Consider the following 20,653-nt stretch of genomic DNA (forward strand, 5'->3'; position numbering starts at 1 on the left):
GCTCGCGATAGCGGTGTGTCAGCCAACATCAAATTGACTGACACACCGCTATCGCGAGCAGGCTCACTCCTACAATTCGATTTGTGGTGTGGGTTAGAGCGGGGCGGGCTCTTGCGCCGGTTTTGATTTGTCGATCGCCGGCACATGCAGGTTGCCCTCGGCGACCTGGTCGCCCTCCAGCTGCGGCTGGGTCACCCAGGTCAGGATGTCGTAGTAGCGCCGGATGTTCGCCACGAAATGCACCGGTTCGCCGCCGCGGGCGTAGCCATAACGGGTCTTGCTGTACCACTGCTTCTGCGACAGGCGCGGCAGGATCTTTTTCACGTCCAGCCACTTGTCCGGATTCAGTCCTTCCTTCGCCGCCAGTTTGCGCGCGTCATCCAGATGGCCGCTGCCGACGTTGTACGCCGCCAGGGCAAACCAGGTGCGGTCCGGTTCCTGGATCGAATCGTCGAGCTGATCCTTCATGTAAGCCAGGTACTTGGCGCCGCCCATGATGCTCTGCTTGGGATCGAGGCGGTTGGATACGCCCATCGCCTGCGCGGTGTTCTGGGTCAACATCATCAGGCCGCGTACGCCAGTTTTTGACGTCACCGTCGGCTGCCACAGCGATTCCTGATAACCAATCGCTGCCAGCAAGCGCCAGTCGACTTTCTCTTTCTTCGCGTAATTCTTGAAGTGCTGTTCGTATTTTGGCAGGCGCTGCTGCAGGTGCTGGGCGAAGGTGGTGGCGCCCATGTAACCGAGGACATCGACGTGGCCGTAGTAGCGGTCTTTCAGGCGCTGCAGGGTGCCGTTCTTCTGCACTTTGTCCAGGTAGGCGTTGATTTCGTTGAGCAGGCTGTTGTCTTCGCCCGGACCAACCGCCCAGCTTTGACTGCGCGCGTCGCCAAGGTCGAAGGCCACGCGGATGTTGGTGAAGTACACCTGATTCATCGCCACTTCGTTGGAGTCGACCAGGGTCAGGTCAATCTGGCCCTCATCGACCATGCGCAGCAGATCGACCACTTCAACCGCGTCGGATTCTTCGTATTCGATACCGGGATATTTCTGTTTCAGCTCGGCCAGTTGCTCGGCGTGGGTGCTGCCCTTGAGCACGGTGATCTTCTTGCCGACCAGATCCGCCGGATCGGTGGGCCGCGACTGGCCGTTGCGGTAGATGATCTGCGGGGTAACTTCAAGGTAGGAGTGGGAGAACCGCACCTGCTTCTTGCGCTCGTCGCTGCTGACCAGACCGGCCGCCGCGAGCACCGGGCCGTTCGGCTTGCCGACCTGATTGAACAGGTCGTCGAGGTTGTCGGCGGTTTCGATCTTCAGCTCGACGCCCAAATCGTCGGCAAAGCGCTTCACCAGCTCGTATTCGAAGCCGGTTTCACCGCTGCGATCCTGAAAGTAGGTGGCGGGGCTGTTGCGGGTAACCACGCGCAGCACACCGTCCTCCTTTACGCGCTCGAGTGTGTTGGGTTTATCAACACAACCACCGAGCATCAGGAAGAGTCCGGTTGCGATCAGCCATTTGGCGTATCGCGGACGCAAAGCCGTTGGGAAAAACATCTGCGCAGTATACGCAAACGGCCACGGGCGCCATATCTCGACAGCGTAGGAGTAGTCTGCTAGCGATCACAAATCCGAGCGAAATCCCTTGAATACGGGCCTTGCCGGCATTTTGTTACAGTAAAAATAAGCCGTCCCTGAACGCCCGATTTACCTGACCCCGGAGGCAGAAACACAGATCGCTACCCGAGTGCAACCGTGCGTAGCGTTTCGGGTGATGTTGAGGTCGGTTTAGGCTAGAATGCACGGCCTCAAAGCACACCCCTTCCCGAGGCTGTCCCGAAGATGTTGATCCTGCGCGGCGCTCCTGCCCTTTCTGCCTTTCGCCACAGCAAACTCCTTGAGCAACTGAGCCAGAAGGTTCCAGCTGTCAGTGGCCTGTATGCTGAATTCGCTCACTTCGCCGAAGTCACCGGCGTCCTGACCGGCGACGAACAGCAGGTGCTAGCGCGCCTTCTGAAGTACGGCCCAAGTGTTCCGGTTCAAGAGCCGACCGGTCGTCTGTTTCTGGTGTTGCCGCGTTTCGGCACCATCTCGCCGTGGTCGAGCAAGGCCAGCGACATTGCCCGAAACTGCGGCCTGAGCAAGGTCCAGCGCCTGGAACGCGGTATCGCCTTCTATGTTGCAGGGCAGTTCAGCGAAGCCGAAGCCCGGCTGATTTCGGACGCGCTGCATGACCGCATGACCCAGATCGTGCTGGCCAACCTCGAGCAGGCTGCCGGTCTGTTCAGCCACGCCGAGCCGAAGCCGCTGACCGCAATCGACATTCTTGGTGGCGGCCGCGCCGCGCTGGAAAAGGCCAACACCGAGCTGGGCCTGGCCTTGGCCGAAGACGAGATCGACTACCTGGTCAATGCCTTCAACGGTCTCAAGCGCAACCCGCACGACATCGAACTGATGATGTTCGCCCAGGCCAACTCCGAGCACTGCCGCCACAAGATCTTCAACGCCAGTTGGGACATTGACGGCCAGAGCCAGGAAAAAAGCCTGTTCGGCATGATCAAGAACACCTATCAGATGCACAGCGAAGGCGTGTTGTCGGCTTACAAGGACAACGCTTCGGTGATCGTCGGCAATGTTGCCGGCCGCTTCTTCCCGAACCCTGAAACCCGCCAGTACGGCGCGGTGCAGGAGCCGGTGCACATCCTGATGAAGGTCGAAACCCACAACCACCCGACCGCGATCGCCCCGTTCCCGGGCGCATCCACCGGTTCCGGTGGCGAGATCCGTGACGAAGGTGCAACCGGTCGCGGCGCCAAGCCAAAGGCCGGCCTGACCGGTTTCACCGTATCGAACCTGCAGATCCCGGGCTTCGAACAGCCGTGGGAAGTGCCGTACGGCAAGCCTGAGCGCATCGTCACTGCGCTGGACATCATGATCGAAGGCCCGCTCGGCGGCGCCGCGTTCAACAACGAATTCGGTCGTCCGGCGCTGACCGGCTACTTCCGTACCTTCGAGCAGTCGATCAGCACCCCGCACGGTGATGAAGTGCGCGGTTACCACAAGCCGATCATGCTCGCCGGCGGCATGGGCAACATCCGCGAAGAGCACGTCAAGAAAGGCGAGATCGTCGTCGGCTCCAAGCTGATCGTGCTCGGCGGCCCGGCGATGTTGATCGGTCTCGGTGGCGGCGCGGCTTCGTCGATGGCCACCGGCACCAGCTCGGCGGATCTGGATTTTGCTTCCGTACAGCGTGAAAACCCTGAAATGGAGCGTCGCTGCCAGGAAGTCATCGACCGTTGCTGGCAGTTGGGTGACAAGAACCCGATCAGCTTCATCCACGACGTCGGCGCGGGCGGTCTGTCCAACGCCTTCCCGGAACTGGTCAATGACGGCGACCGCGGTGGCCGTTTCGAACTGCGCAACATCCCCAATGACGAGCCGGGCATGGCCCCGCACGAGATCTGGTCCAACGAATCCCAGGAACGTTACGTCTTGGCGGTCGGCCCGGAAGACTTCGAGCGCTTCCAGGCGATCTGCGAACGCGAGCGCTGCCCATTTGCCGTCGTCGGTGAAGCCACCGCCGAACCGCAACTGACCGTGACCGACAGCCACTTCGGCAACAACCCGGTGGACATGCCACTGGAAGTGTTGCTCGGCAAGGCCCCGCGCATGCACCGGTCGGTGGTTCGCGAAGCCGAACTGGGCGATGACTTCGATCCGTCGGACCTCGACATCAGCGAGTCCATCGAACGCGTTCTGCATCACCCGGCCGTGGCGAGCAAGAGCTTCCTGATCACCATCGGCGATCGCACCATCACCGGCCTCGTCGCTCGTGACCAGATGGTCGGCCCTTGGCAGGTACCGGTGGCCGACGTTGCCGTCACCGCCACCAGCTTCGATGTCTACACCGGTGAAGCGATGGCAATGGGCGAGCGTACTCCGCTGGCTCTGCTGGACGCCCCGGCCTCGGGCCGCATGGCCATCGGCGAAACCATCACCAACATTGCCGCGTCGCGCATCAACAAGCTCTCCGACATCAAGCTGTCGGCGAACTGGATGTCGGCGGCCGGCCACCCGGGTGAAGACGCGCGTCTGTATGACACCGTCAAAGCGGTCGGCATGGAGCTGTGCCCGGAGCTGGGCATCACCATTCCGGTGGGCAAGGACTCGATGTCCATGGCCACGCGCTGGAACGACAACGGCGAAGACAAGACCGTGACTTCGCCGATGTCGCTGATCGTTACCGGTTTCGCGCCAGTGGCTGACATCCGTCAGACCCTGACCCCGGAACTGCGCATGGACAAGGGCACCACCGACCTGATCCTGATCGACCTCGGTCGCGGTCAGAACCGTATGGGTGCTTCGATCCTTGCTCAGACACACGGCAAGCTCGGCAAACACGCGCCGGACGTCGATGATGCCGAAGACCTGAAGGCCTTCTTCGCCGTGATCCAGGGCCTCAACGCCGACGGTCACCTGCTGGCTTACCATGACCGTTCCGACGGTGGTCTGCTGACCTCCGTGGTGGAAATGGCTTTCGCCGGCCACTGCGGTCTGAGCCTGAACCTGGACAGCGTTGCCGAATCCGCGTCGGAAATCGCCGCGATCCTGTTCAACGAAGAACTCGGCGCGGTGATCCAGGTTCGCCAGGACGCCACCCCGGACATCCTCGCGCAGTTCAGCGCCGCCGGTCTGGGCGATTGTGTGTCGGTGATCGGTCAGCCGATCAACAATGGCCAGATCAACATCACCTTCAACGGTGACACCGTGTTCGAAGGCCAGCGTCGTCTGCTGCAGCGTCAGTGGGCCGAGACCAGTTACCAGATCCAGCGTCTGCGTGACAACGCCGACTGCGCCGAGCAGGAATTCGACGCGCTGCTGGAAGAAGACAACCCGGGCCTGAGCGTCAAGCTCAGCTACGACGTCAATCAGGACATCGCTGCGCCTTACATCAAGAAAGGCATCCGCCCACAGGTTGCCGTGCTGCGTGAGCAGGGCGTCAACGGTCAGGTGGAAATGGCCGCCGCATTCGACCGCGCCGGTTTCAGTGCGATCGACGTGCACATGAGCGACATCCTCGCCGGTCGTGTCGACCTCAACGAGTTCAAAGGCCTGGTGGCCTGCGGCGGTTTCTCCTACGGCGACGTGCTCGGCGCCGGTGAAGGCTGGGCCAAGTCGGCGCTGTTCAACAGCCGCGCCCGCGACGCGTTCCAGGGCTTCTTCGAACGTAACGACAGCTTCACGCTGGGCGTGTGCAACGGTTGCCAGATGATGTCCAACCTGCACGAGCTGATCCCGGGCAGCGAGTTCTGGCCGCACTTCGTGCGCAACCGCTCCGAGCAGTTCGAAGCGCGGGTGGCGATGGTGCAGATCCAGGAGTCGAACTCGATCTTCCTGCAGGGCATGGCCGGTTCGCGCATGCCGATCGCCATCGCCCACGGTGAAGGACATGCCGAGTTCGCCAGCGAAGAAGCGCTGCTGGAAGCCGATCTGTCCGGTTGCGTGGCGATGCGTTTTGTCGACAACCACGGCAAGGTCACCGAAGCCTACCCGGCCAACCCGAACGGCTCGCCGCGCGGGATCACCGGTCTTACCAGCCGTGACGGTCGCGTGACGATCATGATGCCGCACCCGGAGCGAGTGTTCCGCGCGGTGCAGAACTCGTGGCGTTCGGAGGACTGGAACGAGGACGCGCCGTGGATGCGCATGTTCCGTAACGCCCGCGTCTGGGTCAACTGAGGCCTGTGTACAAGCTCGCCTTTTTTGTTCCTGACAGCCATGTCGAGGTGGTCAAGGGCGCTGTGTTCGCTGCCGGAGGTGGGCGAATTGGTGACTATGACCACTGCGCCTGGCAGGTGCTTGGCACTGGCCAGTTTCGGCCTCTGGACGGCAGTCAGCCGTTTATCGGTGAGGCGGGGCAGGTTGAGCAGGTTGAGGAATGGAAGGTTGAGCTTGTCGTTGCGGATGAGTTGATCGTTGCCGTGGTGGCGGCGTTGAAGCTCAGTCATCCGTATGAGACGCCAGCTTATGAGGTGTGGCGGCTGGAAGATTTCTGATCTTCTTGGCTGCTGAAACGGGAAACCCGCAGATGAGGGATTGTCTGCGGGTTTTTTGTTGCCTGCGATTTGCTTTTCTGTAGGAGTTGGCCTGCTCGCGATGGCGCCCTTATAGGCGACCATGCTCTGGCTGACTGAGTGAATATCCGTTTCTTCGGGGGCTGCGGCTGGTGGTTTCGCCCTTACGGCGAGTCACCTTTTTCAAACGCCAAAAAGGTAACCCAAAAGGCTTGCTCCTGCGTTCGGCCCTCGCAGGCTCGGGTTCCTTCGCTGCGGGATCGATCCGGGCGCAGCGGCTCCGGTTTGCTCCGCTGCACCTACACTCGCTGTGTCTGGCTGCGCCAGACGGTCGCTGCGCTCCCACGCCCGGATCAATCCCTCCACTCAGCCTTCCGACGTCGCCGGTGGATCAAGATCAAAAGCTTTACTCGAGCTAACGCTCATCGTGTAGGAGCTGCCGAAGGCTGCGATCTTTTGATCTTGCCTTTGCTTTTCTGTGGGAGCGAGCCTGCTCGCGAAGGCGGCCTGACAGGCGACCTGTTTCTCCCGGATGCCAAGATTCCAATTGTAGGAGTGAGCCTGCTCGCGATGAGGCCCATCCAGACGCCCGACAACTTGAGATTGTTTAAATCCTGTACCTGATGACCAGAACCTTCCCACAAGGTTTTCAGGTTGTCCGTCGGACGTGTGGGCTCTAGTCTCTGGGGGTCGTCGAAAACTCGGCGATCGGGTGTGAGAACCCTTAGGAACTGTTAATCCACAGTCAGTACCACCATAATCACCGCCGGCATTTCTGCTGTCTGCATTGTTATGGCGGCTGTGTGCGGGCGGACTTCGGTCCGGCCGGGCTTGTTCCTACCGGTTTCTCACCCCGCACACTGCTGCCACCACTCCGCCGCGTGAGAAACGGCAAGTGATTGGCTATTGATTAGGAACGTATCAATGTCAAAACCTGTCCCCGACCCACCCCTCGAACCCACAACCCCCCTCGAACAAGCCATCCGCGCCGACGACCTCGCCAAAAACCGCGAAGCGATCAAGCGTGCTCTGGATTTTTACCTGTGCCCGCAGCCAGGCAAACCGCACCCGCCCAGCACCATGTTTGTGATCCAGCCGGAAATCGACACCGAAACCCTCCTGGCCCACGCCTGTGAATCCCTCGCTTCAGCCAACACTCTGGCCAGCGATTTCGCCGATCAGCTGGGGCGGCCGCAGCGCAATACGGCGCTGGCCATTCAGCAGATCATCATGCTCGCGGAGCTGGCGGTGAATCGGGCGCTGGATCGGGTTGATCCGCGAACCTGAAACCCGGGTCCCTGGCCGTTCGCTTGCTTTCGGTCATAAAAAAACCACTGGGCTTCCAGACCCAGTGGTTCTTACACAACGCGCAAGCGAACCGGTGTTATTTCACCTGGGTCAGTTTCACGTCGGTCACAAGCATCTCGATCAGCGTTCGCAGGTATTTGAACCCCTGGTCTTTCTTATCCCAGCGATCTATGAACAACAAGCCTTGGTCGTTGGCCTGAATCGGCGTGACGACAATTTCACCCGCTTTGGATTTATGCACCAGACGTGTTCCGCTAGTGCCTTCGTTTTCGATCAGGAACATACCGGGGTGGGTCAGTTTGCTGCGTCTGACAGGCGGCGTCGGCGCAATGTTCTTTTTGCCAGGCACCGCGATGTTCAGGGTGAAATCACTGCGCACGGCCCGTGTGTTGACCGCTTTTTCCGGAATCATTGTCGACCACGCGCCCTGTTGGATCGAGCTGGCCAGACCAGGCGTACTGTCGCGGACGTGAAGACTGACCGCGCCCAGCGTCTCGCCCAGCCCCGGAACTCCCAGGCTGTAGTTGGTCTGTGTGGCATCAACGAGGGCCATCCATTTATGCGGCCCGTGCACCAATTGGTCATTCTTGATCACTTGCGTGGCGAAATAGCTGAATATCTCTTTCCTCGACAGCTCGGGATCCGGCAGCCCTTTGACGTGGTAGCTGGCGACGCAATCGATGGCGCGGATACGGATGTTGTATTTGGCCGCCGCCTCACAGACCTCGTTGAAATTGTCGTTACCCACATAACCACTCGGGCGGTCCGCGCTCAGCTTTTGCAGATGGGCTCTGAGGCGCTCGGGCATGCGCTGCGTCAGATGAAAAATATCCAGTTCGGCCTGATGCAGATCGGTGAACATATTCGCAAGGTACAGCGTGTCATAACCCGCATCCTTGAATGCCTTCATGTGTTTCCTGAGCAGCGCCTTGCCTGACACCTCGGTTGGATTTTCTCCGATCAGCAGATTCAAGCGGCCGTCGGCCAGTTTTTGCAGAAACGTGTCAAAGGTTTCGTCGCTGGCAATCACCGGCAGCGCGTCTGGCTTCGCATGTTTGAATTCGCTAGAGGCGGCTCTGGCCGCTTTGCCCAGGCGCTGTCGGGTAGCGATAAAGGCCGTGAACAATTCACGGTCCTCTTTCGCAGGATTGAAGAAAGTGTCGAGGCCGTTTCGGTCGCGCATCAGCCTGACCACACCCTCGTGAAACGACGACGCCATGTCGTAGTTGCCCAATTGAGCGGAAGCCGCGGCCGGTGCCACTGGCTTCGGGACGGCCCGTGGTGCCTTGTACGCAGTCGGCATTTGCACAAGATAATCTCCCTTCGCGGCTGCATCACCGCTGATCGCACCGGGTGAATCGAGGCTGATGCGTGCGGATTGACCCAGGTCGATGTCTTCAATCCGCACGGCGATGGCATCGTGCAGGTCGGCCAGGCCTGGTGTCTCGTCGAAGGTGCACATGCGTGACTGTTCGGTGAGGATGATCCAGCGTTCGTCGGGGGCGTCGGCGATATCGGCAGACAGTTTCCTGTGCGAATAAAAATTTCTGATGCTGTTGCTTCGTGGGGTCAACGGCGAGGCGTCGGCCAGCGTCATGGCGCGCTCCAGTTGATAACTGGTCGAGGCGTCCAGAGCATGGACGCGCAAGTTCTTTTTCCGGGCGGCGCGCATAAGTGCCAGATAGGAGAACGGCGCCTTCTCCGTGTGCCCCAGCGCGTGGTCAACACCTCTGAGGTGGGTTTTGATGTTTTCCCAACTGAGCTTCTTGTTGAAATTTTCCAGCTTGGCATGAAAGATGTCGTCCGCCAGATACTCGACATGCAAGCGCTTGAAACCGCTGGCAATGAGTTCGTCCAGAGAATCGATCAGCACCTGTTTGCTGGCGATGGAACCGGGTTGGGCGCCGATCACCAGGTTTTTCCCTTTGAATGCGTCGCTGTTGATCAACTGCGCAAATGAAGTATCGGCAGCAACTGCCGGGACTTCGGCGCGAGCGGGCAGGGCGGCGAGTTCGGCGAAATGACCTGTGGCATCGGTGGTGAGTTTTTCTACCTGATCCATATAGGCGGCGCGTGTCGAGGCCAGACCCTCAACTACGCCGGTCATGGTTGAGAGGGGCGAGACGCCCATGTAGTCCTGACCTCTCTTGATTACGTCGTCGCGGAATTGCGGATTCATCAGCATCGCGACGCGCTCCCGGTATTTGGGCACCACGCCGTAGTCTTTGCGTGGGCTCGGTGTGTCTGGCACGGCATCGTATTTCGGCGCGCCGCCGACCATGCCACTGCGCACCATCACCCCGTCTGAATTGCGAACAACGAGGATGCCGGTCGAGACGATGTCAGGGGAGTTCGGCTTGCTGCGATAGAGCAGATAACGACCGAGTGCGTCGGGATTTTTCCCGGCAAGGTAAATCCGGCCTCTGAAAACCACCGGGCGCATGTCATCCCAGTCAGGTCGAGGCGCTACCTGATCGACCAAGGTCACGACATTCTGCTGGTCGTTGCCAGCACTAGCGATCGCTTGGCGCAGCGGTCGGCGCGCGAGCTTGAGTGAGCGCAGGGCGGGGCGCAGATCGGTCAGCACCGCGCCGACACTGTTGAACAGGTAACCGAGCAAATGCTGGAAAGCTTCACCGTGGTCACCCTGCCGATAAGCGTGCAGGGCGAGCATCGCGTCCTTGAAAGCCAGCAGCAGTCCGGTGCTCAGACTGAGCAGCGGGAAAGGGGCGGTGGCAATGGCCGCGATCCATTCGACACTGGTCCAGATCAGCCCGGCGATCATCTGCGCTCGACTGGTGGTCGTGGCGTGGACGTTGTCGATCCGGCGCTGCAGCTTCATGTTGTACAGCGCCGAGCGCAAATCGCTGACGGCAGCGGTGGCGGGCGTTGAATCGTAGCGCGCCGGGCTGGGCGTAGTCTTGTCGAGGTCTTTGGGGAGCTGTTTTTTTGCGTTTTCGAGGAACGTCCGCACTCGCGTCTGAGCACTCACGCCTACCCGAGAGGTGAGGTATTCGATCATGCCGGCCTGCTGTTGGAGCAGGTAGTTGAACAGCCGCGCTTCGCGAAACCTGACACCGTCGGGTGCGTCCGGGGTATAGAGCAACACCGGGTTATCGGAATGGCTGAACAGCCACACATCCATCACCCACTCGCCATCGATCATCAATCGATGGATCGGGTATTTGGTGCGCGTCGGCCCCGAGGTTTCCTCCATGCTGGTGATGCTTTGCTCCAGCCATTGCCGATCGCTGCGGCTGATATGTCCTTGCAGCTGGCATTCCAGCGCGGCGCCCTTCATCTGGCGCTGAGTAATCGCCAGGGTCGCGTTGCGTCTGAAATCGTAGCCCTCGCTGGTCGAGCTCTGCAGGTCATCCCTGACCTTGTTGGTGTAGCGTTCGCCGATCCACACCCCGGTGACCGAGCGTGCGACGTTCTGTGCGGTCAGGTTGCTGACATCGATGCCCGGCGGCCCCTTGAAACGTGCCGAACGGGAGAATTTCTCATCGAGAAAGCCGACGCCATCGGCATAGCCGTCGCGATACAACTGGGTATACGTCAGCGGTTTCGGCGTCAATGAGGGCACGATGGACATCGGCGCGTAGGCCCAGACGGTATCCGGGTCGACATCATTGGCCGAGCGCTTGAGCAGGCGGTTCAGACTGATCTTCGCCTGTTGGTGTACGTAGTCATCAAAAGCCGGAAATTGGCTGCCGGACAAGGCGTGCTGGTTGAAACCGCGCAACGCGCCTTCGGCCTCTTCGCTCAGGGTCGAGAGTTGTCTGCGATCGGCAGCGGTGGTCGAGCGATACCACAGGGGGGTGCTGAAGTCGTAGTCATCGACGCGGGTAGCGAGCATGTGAACGGCCATCGCCTTCAGGCAGACGAGATGGTCGCCACAGTGTTCGAAAGTGACCTTCTGGTGTTCCATCGCCTCAGGTCTGAAGCTCAGGCCCGCCAGTACTTTGCGCAGCGCCGGGCGAAAGCGCATCGGTGCGCGGCTGATCAGGTAGCCCGTCATGCTGTCGGCGGTATCGCTGTGTGTGGCCCAGCCCAGCAGATGGGTCTGGCATTCAAGCTCACTGTCGAAGGCCTGGAACTGTCGCTCGCGAGGGGCCTGCGGCGTGCACAGCAAGACACGCTTGACCGCGCCGCTGGCGTCGCTCTGGCGCAAGACCCATACATCCTGCAGTTGTGCGCCGTGCACCGACAGAGTGGCGGCGCTCAGGAGCGGATCGCCGCCGCTGCGCAAGCGCTGGATCAACGACAAATCACTGTCGAGCAGGTGCCCCTGCAGGACTGCCGTATGGGCGAGGGCGACGATGCGTTGATCAAGCATTCGCTCAATGGCGGGCTTGATTGCGGCTCGGGCGTGCATGTCTTTTTGCAGGCGATTGAAGTCAACCCGGGGCTCCAGGCTTATCGCTTCCTTGACCAGCCATTGCGGTGTCAAGTCGACATAACGCTCCGGCAAGGGCGCGCCGTCGTAGGTGAGCGTGGTGTAGCTCAGGAATTCCGAGCCCGGCAATTCATCGCCCGTGTGCGGGCCGCGCAAGGACAGATCGAGCAGATTGCATTGATGCGTATAAACGCCATAGCCTGGCACTCGGCGATCGGTGCTGATCTGCAGTTTTTCCGGCTCGAGATCGTCGATCTCCAGATCGTCGCTCAGGCGTTCCAGCCATTGCTGGCGCGCCAGTGCGATCAGACTGCCGACGGGCTCCATCAGATCGAGCAAACGTTCCCGCGCCTGCTGGTAGTTGCTCAAGTGCTGCGCCAGTTCGATCTGTTTGGCGCTGCTGGCGCTGCGGTACCAGTCCGGCGCGCTGTAGCGCAAGTGGCGTTCGAACAGGGTCAGTGCGCGTAACTCCAGGCGCGGCGTGAGATCTGGCAGGGTGGCGGTGACCGCTTTTTCCAGCGCTGTGACCAACAGCGCGGGGTCTTGTTGCGGGTTGTCGGCGAAGCTCAAGGCGCGCTCGATATCCTGCGTGCGTTTTTCGATCAGCGCGTCGTAGGTGTGTTCGAACAGGGGTTTACTGTCGATTGGCGCGAGCGATAGCGGCCAGATCCCGGCGGCACCGACGTCGTGATAGCGCGTCGGCAGCATTTGGATGAAGTCGAGACGGCCACTGCGCGAATTCAGCGACTCGCGCAGGTGACTATCGAGATCGGTCAGAGAATTGAAGAACTCGATGCCTCGTGCGGGCGTGAACAGCACGGCGTAGCCGACGTTTGAGCCGCTCAGCAGGTCGGTGACTCGCGGGCTGTCATTTTGCGTGACGACAAAGGCGCCGGCCAATTCGACGGTGGTGGCCTGATAGCTGAACTGCAGTGCATACATGGCGGGACGCAGCATCGGGCCCAGGCCGGTTTTTTTCAGCAACTCGCCGGCTTGCGGGTGCAGCAGGCGATCACTGACGGCCTGTTGTGCCTCGTGTTCGATGGCGGTGAAGCCCGCGTCATATTTGAGGAAGGTTTTTGCCGGCTTGCCGTCGATCTGGTCCCGCAGGTCCATGTTGATCAGTTGGGTGTTGAGCCTGATCTTCAGGGTTGCGATCAGCTTCTTGCCGTTTTCGCTTTGCAGGTCGCTGGTGTCCAGCTCCTGAAAAAGCAGACGGCTGCGTTGCTGATAGCTTGTCCGGTAGGTTTTCAGCTGTTCGTTGAGGCGTTTAAGGTAGGTCTGTCCGGTGGTCGGTTTGAGTTCGGGAAGCAGCGGCGTGGGTGTGTTGAACAGATAATCGCCGATCTGGTTGAGGTCGCTTCTGATCTCTTCGGGGGTGGGGGCTTTGGGGGTGCTCACGGGCACTTTCTCCAGGCTGAGGATGAAGGCTCAGCATGGCGAGGGAGGTGTTTTGCGGGGTGGTATATATGTATGTGTCGGGAGCCTCTTTATGGATGCCTGTCTGGGTGGCGGCGAGCCTGCTCGAAGAGGCCCGCCAGCGCAGATTCAAACCTGCGCGCTGACCTCCCGGCGACTGACCAACCCCTCCAGCGCCCCACTCAAACTCGCTGCCTTGTCGCCCACCAGCAAATGCCAGACCCCACCGTCCAGGCGGCTGACACCCAGGCAGCCCAGCGCTTTGAGCTGCGTCTCGGACAACGCCTTGTCATCGGCCAGTTGCAGGCGAATCCGGGTCATGGCGATGCAATCAAGCTGCAGCACATTGTCGCGGCCGCCCAGAGCATTCAGCCACTGCTGCGCCTCGTTGCTGGCAAGTGCAACGGTCTTCGGCTCCTCGACTGTCACGGCAGTGTCAACCAGCGCCCCACGGCCCAGCGCCGGCATCGCCAAGCGGATTTCATCAGCGATGCTATCGGCCAGCGGTCCGACCACGACCTGCAAACTGCCACCCTTGCCCGGGCGCACCACGGCCATCGCGCCCAGCGCTTTCAGCCCGGCGTCCGACGCCTTGTTGCGGTCGACCATTTCCAGGCGCAGTCGGGTCGTGCACGCGCCGACGGTCAGCAGATTCTCTGCGCCGCCCAAGGCCTTGATGTAAGCGCTGGCGCGTTCGGTTTGCGAAAGCACGGCTTTTTCTGCCGTGGCCACGTCTTCGCGTCCCGGCGTCTTGAGGTTGAAGCGGCGGATACAGAAGTCGAACACCAGGTAATAAATGACCGCGTAAGCCAGGCCGACAGGCACCACCAGCCAGCCGTTGGTGGACTTGCCCCAGCCGAGAATCATGTCGATGAAGCCACCGGAAAAGGTAAAGCCCAGATGAATGTTCAGGCCGTTGGTGATCGCCATCGACAGCCCGGTCAGCAGCGCATGCAGCAAAAACAGCAGCGGTGCGAGAAACATGAAGGCGAACTCGATCGGCTCGGTCACGCCGGTCAGAAACGAGGTCAGCGCCATCGATAAAAAGATCCCGCCCATCACCTTGCGCCGCTCCGGCAGGGCATTGCGGTACATCGCCAGACAGGCGGCGGGGAGGCCGAAGATCATCATCGGGAACATGCCGGTCATGAACTGGCCGCCCTTCGGGTCGCCGGCGAAATAGCGCGACAGATCGCCAGTCACCAATGCCCCAGTGGTCGGATCGGTGAAGTTGCCGAAGACGAACCACGCCATGTTGTTGAGGATGTGATGCAGGCCGGTGACGATCAGCAGGCGGTTGAACACGCCGAAGACGAACGCGCCAATGCTGCCGCTTTCCATCATCAGCGCGCCGAACGCGTTGATGCCCTGCTGGATCGGCGGCCAGATGTAGCCGAACAGCACGCCCAGCCCGACCGCCGCGAACCCGGTGACAATCGGCACGAAACGCCGGCCACCGAAGAACGCCAGATACTCCGGCAGCTTGATGTCCTTGAAGCGGTTATACAGCGCGCCGGCCAACAGGCCGCTGACGATCCCGGCGAGCATGCCCATGTTGATGGTCGAATCGAGCACCTTGAGGGTAGAGATCATCACCAGATAACCGATCACCCCGGCCAGGCCGGCGGTGCCGTTGTTGTCTTTGGCGAACCCGACGGCGATGCCGATGGCGAAGATCATCGCCAGGTTGGCGAAGATCACTTGCCCGGCATCGTGGATGATCGCGATGTTCAACAGGTCGGTGTCGCCCAGGCGCAGCAGCAGGCCGGCGATCGGCAGGATCGCGATCGGCAGCATCAGCGCGCGGCCGAGGCGTTGCAGGCCTTCGATGAAGAGTTGGTACATGGCGTTGGTCCTTGTTGTTTTTGTTAGCGCAGAGGCCAATGTTGATGACAGGCGTGGCGAACGGCGGCGGCGCTGGAAAGCTTGAGCAGGTCGCGGCTCAGGCGCTGACATTCGGCTTCGTGCACCTGGCGCACGCGGTCCTTGATCTCACCGATCTGCACCGGGCTCACCGACAGCTCGGTGACGCCCAGGCCGATCAGCACCGGCGTCGCCAGCGGGTCGGAGGCGAGGGCGCCGCAGACGCCGACCCAGCGCTTGTGCACCGCCGCGCCTTCGCAGGTCATGGCGATCAGGCGTAGCAGCGCCGGATGCAGGGCGTCGACTCGCGCTGCCAGGCCGGCGTGATCGCGGTCCATGGCCAAGGTGTATTGCGACAGATCGTTGGTGCCGATCGAGAGGAAGTCGGCGTGTTCGGCCAGTTGTTCGGCCTGCAGCGCGGCGGCGGGGACTTCGATCATCACGCCGATCTCCGGGCGCTCGGCAATGCCCAGCTCAAGACACAAGGCGTCGACGCGCTGGCGAATCTGCAGCAGTTCGTCAACTTCGGTGACCATCGGCAACAGAATCCGGCAGCGCTGCAGCGGCTTGACCTGCAACAGTGCGCGCAATTGTTGATCGAGAATGTCCGGGCGCGCCTGGGCCAGACGAATGCCGCGCAGACCGAGCACCGGGTTGGCCTCGGCGGGCAGCGGCAGGTAGTCGAGTTGCTTGTCGCCACCTACGTCGATGGTGCGGATGATCACCGACTTGTTGCCCATGGCATCGATGACCGCTTGATAGGCGCTGCGCTGCTCTTCGACATCCGGTGCAGTCTGGCGATCGACGAAGAGAAACTCGGTGCGCAACAGGCCGACGCCATCGGCACCGTTGGCAAAGGCGTCTGCCGCTTCGCTGCTGGAGGCGACATTGGCGACCACTTCGATGTGTACGCCATTGCGGGTTTCAGCGGGCAAATGGGCTTTGGCTTGCTGGCTTTCGCGACGCTGCTGGCGCTCGACTTGCGCTTGCTGTACGTCGGCCAGGCGCTGGGCATTCGGCGTCAATTCGAGACGACCGCCGTCGGCGTCGAGTACCACGGCCTGATCTTGCGGTTGATCGAGCAATTGCGCACCCAAAGCGACGATGCACGGCAGGCCTTTGCCGCGCGCCAGGATCGCGACGTGCGAGGTGGCGCCGCCCTCGGCCATGCACAACCCGGCGACACCTTGCGCGCTGAGTTGCAGCAGATCCGACGGCGTCAGTTCCTGCGCCGCGACGATGGCGCCGGCCGGCACCTGGTATTGCCAGGCCTCGCCAAGCAGGGCGCGCAGGACGCGCTGCCTGAGGTCGCGCAAATCGTTGGCACGCTCGGCCAGCAGCGGACTGCCGGTGCCTTGAAGCATGGCGCACTGGGCGTCGATCGACTGACTCCAGGCGTGCGTCGCTGCGGTGCCTTGCGCGATGAATTGCTGCGCGGCGTCGAGCAGGGCCGGATCTTCGAGCAGCGCCATGTGCGCGGCGAAGATCGCTTCTTCGTCGGCGTTGCTGTGCTTTTTCGCTTGGGCGAGAGTAGCGGCGATTTCGCTGCGCACCGCGTTCAACGCCGTTTCGAGAGTCTGTTGCTGTTGCACCGGATCGTGATTGCCTGCATCCGCCGGCAACGTGATTGCGTTCAAGCGAAACAACGGCCCGGCGACCAGCCCCGGCGCCGCGCAGACGCCGTGCAACACGCCAGCCTCGGCCGGGCGTTTCAGCGCCGCAGTGCTGAGCGGCGCTTGCCCGTGATGATCGTCCGGCAGCGCCGTGGCCAATGCGCTGAGCAGCGCTTGCAATGCGGCATCGGCGTCCGGCCCCTGACAACTGACCTGCACTTCATCCTGTTCACCAATCGCCAGCCCCATCAAGCCGATCAGGCTGTTGCACGGCGCTGATTTGCCGTTGAAGTGCAGCTGTGCCTGGCTGTTGAAACCCTGGGCGGTTTGCCGGATCAGTGCAGCGGGGCGCGCATGCAGGCCGCCGCGATGAGCGACCCGCACCTGGCCCCGAGCCTCGGGGCCGCCGCTTGTATCGGCATTCGCTGCCACCACCTGGCGCGCGATGATGTGCAGCAGTGGCTCGCCGACCTTCACCGTTTTGACGGTGATCGGTCGCACCTGAAAATCCGCGCTGTTGGTCAGAATCAGCAGGCTGACCAGGCTTTTGCACTGCTGTCCGACCTTGTCCAGGTCATAACGCAACAGCGGCTGACCGAGGCTGACGCGGTCGCTTTGCTTGACCAGCATGGCAAAACCTTCACCGTTCAGCTCAACAGTGTCGAGGCCCAGATGCAGAAGGATTTCGGCGCCGTTGTCGGCGCGCACGGTCACCGCGTGGCTGCTGCGCGCGACGTGGATGATCACGCCGGCGCAGGGCGAATAAAGCGTGTCGTTGAGCGGGTCGATGGCGATGCCGTCGCCCATCGCGCCACTGGCGAACACCGCATCCGGGACGTTGGCGAGCGTCAGCACGGGGCCGCTGAGCGGGGCGCTGAGGGTCAGCTCTTTATTGTTGTCGGGCATGGCTGGGTCTCATCAGTTGAATCTCGGCGGTCAGTGCGTGCGGGTCACTTTGCTCAAATGGCGTGGCTGATCCGGGTCCATGCCCCGCGCCACGGCCAGACCTGCGGCCATCACGTAGAAACTCTGGATCGCCAGAATCGGATCGAGGGCCGGGTGCTCGGCGCGGGTCAGGGTCAGGTCGCGTTCGCTGACGTCATCCGGGGCGGCGAGCAGTACCCGGGCGCCGCGTTGGCGCATTTCTGCCGCGAGGCTCAGCAGGCCAGCCTGCTCGGCGCCGCGTGGGGCAAAGACCAGCAGTGGATAGTGTTCGTCGATCAGCGCCATCGGCCCGTGACGGACTTCGGCGCTGCTGAACGCTTCGGCCTGAATCGCCGAGGTTTCCTTGAATTTCAGCGCCGCTTCCTGGGCGATGGCGAAACCGGCGCCACGGCCGATCACCATCAGGCGCTGACAATCGCGCAGCGTTTCGATGGCGACGCTCCAGTCCTGTTTTGCGGCTTCGCGCAAACCTTCAGGCAGGGCGTTGCCGGCCTCGAGCAATTCGCTGTCTTCTTTCCAGTGCGCGATCAAGCGGGCGCTGGCGCTAAGGGTGGCGATAAAACTCTTGGTCGCGGCGACGCTGCTTTCAGTCCCGGCAAGCAGCGGCAGGCTGAATTCACAGGCTGCTTCCAGTGGCGAATCGGCGGCGTTGACCATCGACACGCTGAGCGCGCCACGCTTGCGCAACAGGCGCAGGCTGTTGACCAGATCCGGGCTCTGTCCCGACTGCGAAAACGCGAAGGCAACCTGACCGCTGACTTTCAATGGCGCTTGCTGCATGGTCACTACGGACATCGGCAATGAGGCCACGGGCACGCCGAGTTGCTGCATGGTCAGGTAGGCGAAGTAGCTCGCCGCGTGGTCGGAGCTGCCACGAGCGACGGTCATCGCCACTTGCGGCGGCTGCCGGCGCAGGCGCCCGGCGATCTCGATCATCGGCGCGTCGAGCTGTTGCAGTTGGGCTTGCACGGCCTCGAACGAGGACAGCGCCTCTTCAAGCATTTTTGAAGTCAATGTCTTCTCCTTCGACCATGACGGCGGTCAGTGTGAGTGAGCGATCGAGCCGCACGCAGTCGGCCCAGGCACCCGGGGCCAGGCGCCCGCGCTCGGTGATGCCGAGGTAGTCGGCGGGAAATTGCGACAGACGTTGCGAGGCCTCGGCGATCGGCAACCCGATCTTCACCAGATTGCGCAGGGCCTGATCCATGGTCAGGGTGCTGCCGGCCAGCGTGCCGTCGGGCAGGCGCACGCCGCCCAGGCATTTGGTCACGGTGTGGCTGCCGAGCTTGTATTCACCGTCAGGCATACCGGCGGCGGCGGTGGAATCGGTCACGCAATACAGGCACGGGATCGAGCGCAGGGCCACGCGAATGGCGCCGGGGTGCACGTGCAGCAGATCGGGGATCAGCTCGGCATACTGCGCATGGGCGAGTGCCGCGCCGACGATGCCCGGCTCGCGGTGATGCAGCGGGCTCATGGCGTTGTACAGATGAGTGAAGCTGGTCGCACCGGCAGCCAGCGCGGCGACGCCTTCCTCGTAACTGCCGAGGGTGTGGCCGATCTGCATGCGGATGCCACGGTTGCTCAGTTCGCGAATCAATGCATCGTGGCCGGCGATTTCCGGGGCGATCGTAATCACGCGGATCGGCGCCAGCGCCAGATATTCTTCGACTTCGGCGATCAACGCGGTGTGGGCGAAATTGGGTTGGGCGCCGAGTTTTCCCGGGTTGATGTACGGGCCTTCAAGGTGCACGCCAAGCACTCGCGCGGCGCCTTTCGGACGCTGTTCGCAGAATTCTCCTACCGCTTTGAGGACGCTGGAGATCTCGGCGCTCGGCGCAGTCATGGTGGTGGCCAGCAACGAGGTGGTGCCAAAACGCACGTGGGTTTTGCTGATGGTTTCGAAGGCATCGGCGCCTTCCATGATGTCTTTGCCACCGCCGCCGTGAACGTGCAGATCGATGAAGCCCGGCAGCAGATAAGGCAGATCGTTATCGGCCGGATCGCAGGGCACGCCGTCGATCGACACGACCTTGCCGTGTTCGTGAATCAGCCGGCCGCGAACCCAGCCGCTGGCGGTGAGGATGTTGTCTTCGGACATTTTCGTTCTCGCTTGGGGCCGCGCTCAGCGGCGCAGCTCTGCAACAAAGTCGTAGTAATCGTTGCGGCAATAGGTGTCGGTGACTTCGATCGGCGTGTTGTCTTCCAGATAGCCGACCCGAGTCATCAGCAGCATGGCGGTGCCGGGGGCGATGCCGACTAGCGCGGCGAACTCGTCAGAGGCGTTGATCGCCTGAATGTGCTGGAGGGCGCGGACGATCGGTTTACCGATGCCGTCAAGGTATTCGTAGAGCGAATCACCCACCGCTTGCGGTTTGGGCATGATCGACGCGGGCAGGGTACTCATTTCAATCGCCATGACCGTGTCATCGGCTTTGCGCAAGCGCTTCATCCGCGCGACTTTGTCGTTGGGCGACAGGCCGAGGCGGATCAGTTCTTCGTGGGTCGGCAGAGTGATTTCCCGCTCCAGCCACTTCGAGCTGGGTACGAAGCCTTTCAAACGCAGCATTTCGCTGAAGCCGGAAAGCCGCGACAGCGGTTGTTCCAGACGTGGGGTGATGAATGTGCCAGAGCCTTGCAGGCGGCGGATCAGACCTTGATCGAGCAAGACTTCCAATGCCTTGCGCGCGGTGACCCGGGAGATGCCGAGCTGGTCGCTGAGGTTGCGTTCGGACGGCATTGCCTGTTCGGCCTTCCACTGCCCGGCATGAATCGCCGCTTCCAGATTGCGCGCCAGCTGCAAGTACAGCGGCGTCGGCTGGGCGTCGTCGGGACGTAGGGATTGGAGGTCGTTCATGTAGGTCGTTTCCGTCGCGAGTATAGGATTGTTGTGGCTCGCTTGTGGGGCGGAAACTAATACCACTTGAATACCATGTCAACGCAGGTAAATGGCCTCTAACCTAGTGAAAGGGCGGTGTTCAGGGGCGGTGGTATCAAGTGGTATTAACGATAGGCGATAAAAAGCAAAAGATCGC

10 protein-coding genes are annotated in these 20,653 nt (G+C 61.6%); 3 read left to right on the forward strand and 7 right to left on the reverse strand.

The genetic code is table 11. The features are described 5' to 3' along the window. Positions 1-93: 93 nt before the first annotated feature. Positions 94-1,554 (reverse strand): membrane-bound lytic murein transglycosylase MltF, encoded by a 1,461-nt coding sequence (gene mltF, locus QRN33_RS14065; RefSeq protein WP_080902468.1) that lies wholly within the window; start codon positions 1,552-1,554, stop codon positions 94-96. A gap of 285 nt (positions 1,555-1,839) precedes the next feature. Here mltF and purL point away from each other — a divergent pair, with 285 nt between their 5' ends. From purL to QRN33_RS14080, 3 genes are all read left to right on the forward strand, one after another. Further along, a complete protein-coding gene (gene purL / locus QRN33_RS14070) occupies positions 1,840-5,736 on the forward strand; it encodes a phosphoribosylformylglycinamidine synthase (protein WP_285409071.1) in 3,897 nt (1,298 codons plus the stop codon). A gap of 5 nt (positions 5,737-5,741) precedes the next feature. Continuing rightward, positions 5,742-6,053: a YqfO family protein gene (locus QRN33_RS14075; RefSeq protein ID WP_285409072.1), complete on the forward strand. Its 312-nt coding sequence runs from the start codon at positions 5,742-5,744 to the stop codon at positions 6,051-6,053. A gap of 942 nt (positions 6,054-6,995) precedes the next feature. Beyond that, entirely contained in the window at positions 6,996-7,358 is a 363-nt protein-coding gene (locus tag QRN33_RS14080; protein ID WP_042607741.1) for a DUF6124 family protein, read from the forward strand. A 97-nt stretch (positions 7,359-7,455) separates the two neighbouring features. Here QRN33_RS14080 and QRN33_RS14085 read toward each other — a convergent pair whose 3' ends face one another. From QRN33_RS14085 to QRN33_RS14110, 6 genes are all read right to left on the reverse strand, one after another. Next, complete coding sequence (locus QRN33_RS14085; RefSeq protein WP_285409073.1) at positions 7,456-13,179, reverse strand: membrane-targeted effector domain-containing toxin; 5,724 nt, start codon at positions 13,177-13,179, stop codon at positions 7,456-7,458. A gap of 147 nt (positions 13,180-13,326) precedes the next feature. Beyond that, a complete protein-coding gene (nagE, locus tag QRN33_RS14090; RefSeq protein ID WP_227973743.1) occupies positions 13,327-15,042 on the reverse strand; it encodes an N-acetylglucosamine-specific PTS transporter subunit IIBC in 1,716 nt (571 codons plus the stop codon). Positions 15,043-15,065: 23 nt separating this feature from the next. Further along, positions 15,066-17,579 (reverse strand): phosphoenolpyruvate--protein phosphotransferase, encoded by a 2,514-nt coding sequence (gene ptsP, locus QRN33_RS14095; RefSeq protein ID WP_285409074.1) that lies wholly within the window; start codon positions 17,577-17,579, stop codon positions 15,066-15,068. Positions 17,580-17,609: 30 nt separating this feature from the next. Then, on the reverse strand, positions 17,610-18,632 hold the full coding sequence (locus QRN33_RS14100) for an SIS domain-containing protein (RefSeq protein ID WP_123418147.1): 1,023 nt from the start codon (positions 18,630-18,632) through the stop codon (positions 17,610-17,612). After that, positions 18,613-19,719, reverse strand: a complete 1,107-nt coding sequence (nagA, locus tag QRN33_RS14105; protein ID WP_285409075.1) for an N-acetylglucosamine-6-phosphate deacetylase — start codon at positions 19,717-19,719, stop codon at positions 18,613-18,615. The genes QRN33_RS14100 and nagA overlap by 20 nt, the downstream gene beginning before the upstream one ends. Before the next feature lie 24 nt (positions 19,720-19,743). Beyond that, complete coding sequence (locus QRN33_RS14110) at positions 19,744-20,475, reverse strand: GntR family transcriptional regulator (protein ID WP_065615855.1); 732 nt, start codon at positions 20,473-20,475, stop codon at positions 19,744-19,746. Positions 20,476-20,653: the final 178 nt, after the last annotated feature.

The sequence above is a fragment of the Pseudomonas sp. FR229a genome (assembly GCF_030209115.1).
GTDB classification, from domain to species: Bacteria; Pseudomonadota; Gammaproteobacteria; order Pseudomonadales; family Pseudomonadaceae; genus Aquipseudomonas; species Aquipseudomonas moraviensis_A.

Bases quoted from the DNA above. Each gene is read 5' to 3' on its own strand.
- QRN33_RS14110 (WP_065615855.1), bottom strand. From the start codon at position 20,475: ATGAACGACCTCCAATCCCTACGTCCCGACGACGCCCAGCCGACGCCG.
- QRN33_RS14080 (WP_042607741.1), top strand. From the start codon at position 6,996: ATGTCAAAACCTGTCCCCGACCCACCCCTCGAACCCACAACCCCCCTC.
- nagE (WP_227973743.1), bottom strand. From the start codon at position 15,042: ATGTACCAACTCTTCATCGAAGGCCTGCAACGCCTCGGCCGCGCGCTG.
- ptsP (WP_285409074.1), bottom strand. From the start codon at position 17,579: ATGCCCGACAACAATAAAGAGCTGACCCTCAGCGCCCCGCTCAGCGGC.
- nagA (WP_285409075.1), bottom strand. From the start codon at position 19,719: ATGTCCGAAGACAACATCCTCACCGCCAGCGGCTGGGTTCGCGGCCGG.
- purL (WP_285409071.1), top strand. From the start codon at position 1,840: ATGTTGATCCTGCGCGGCGCTCCTGCCCTTTCTGCCTTTCGCCACAGC.
- mltF (WP_080902468.1), bottom strand. From the start codon at position 1,554: ATGTTTTTCCCAACGGCTTTGCGTCCGCGATACGCCAAATGGCTGATC.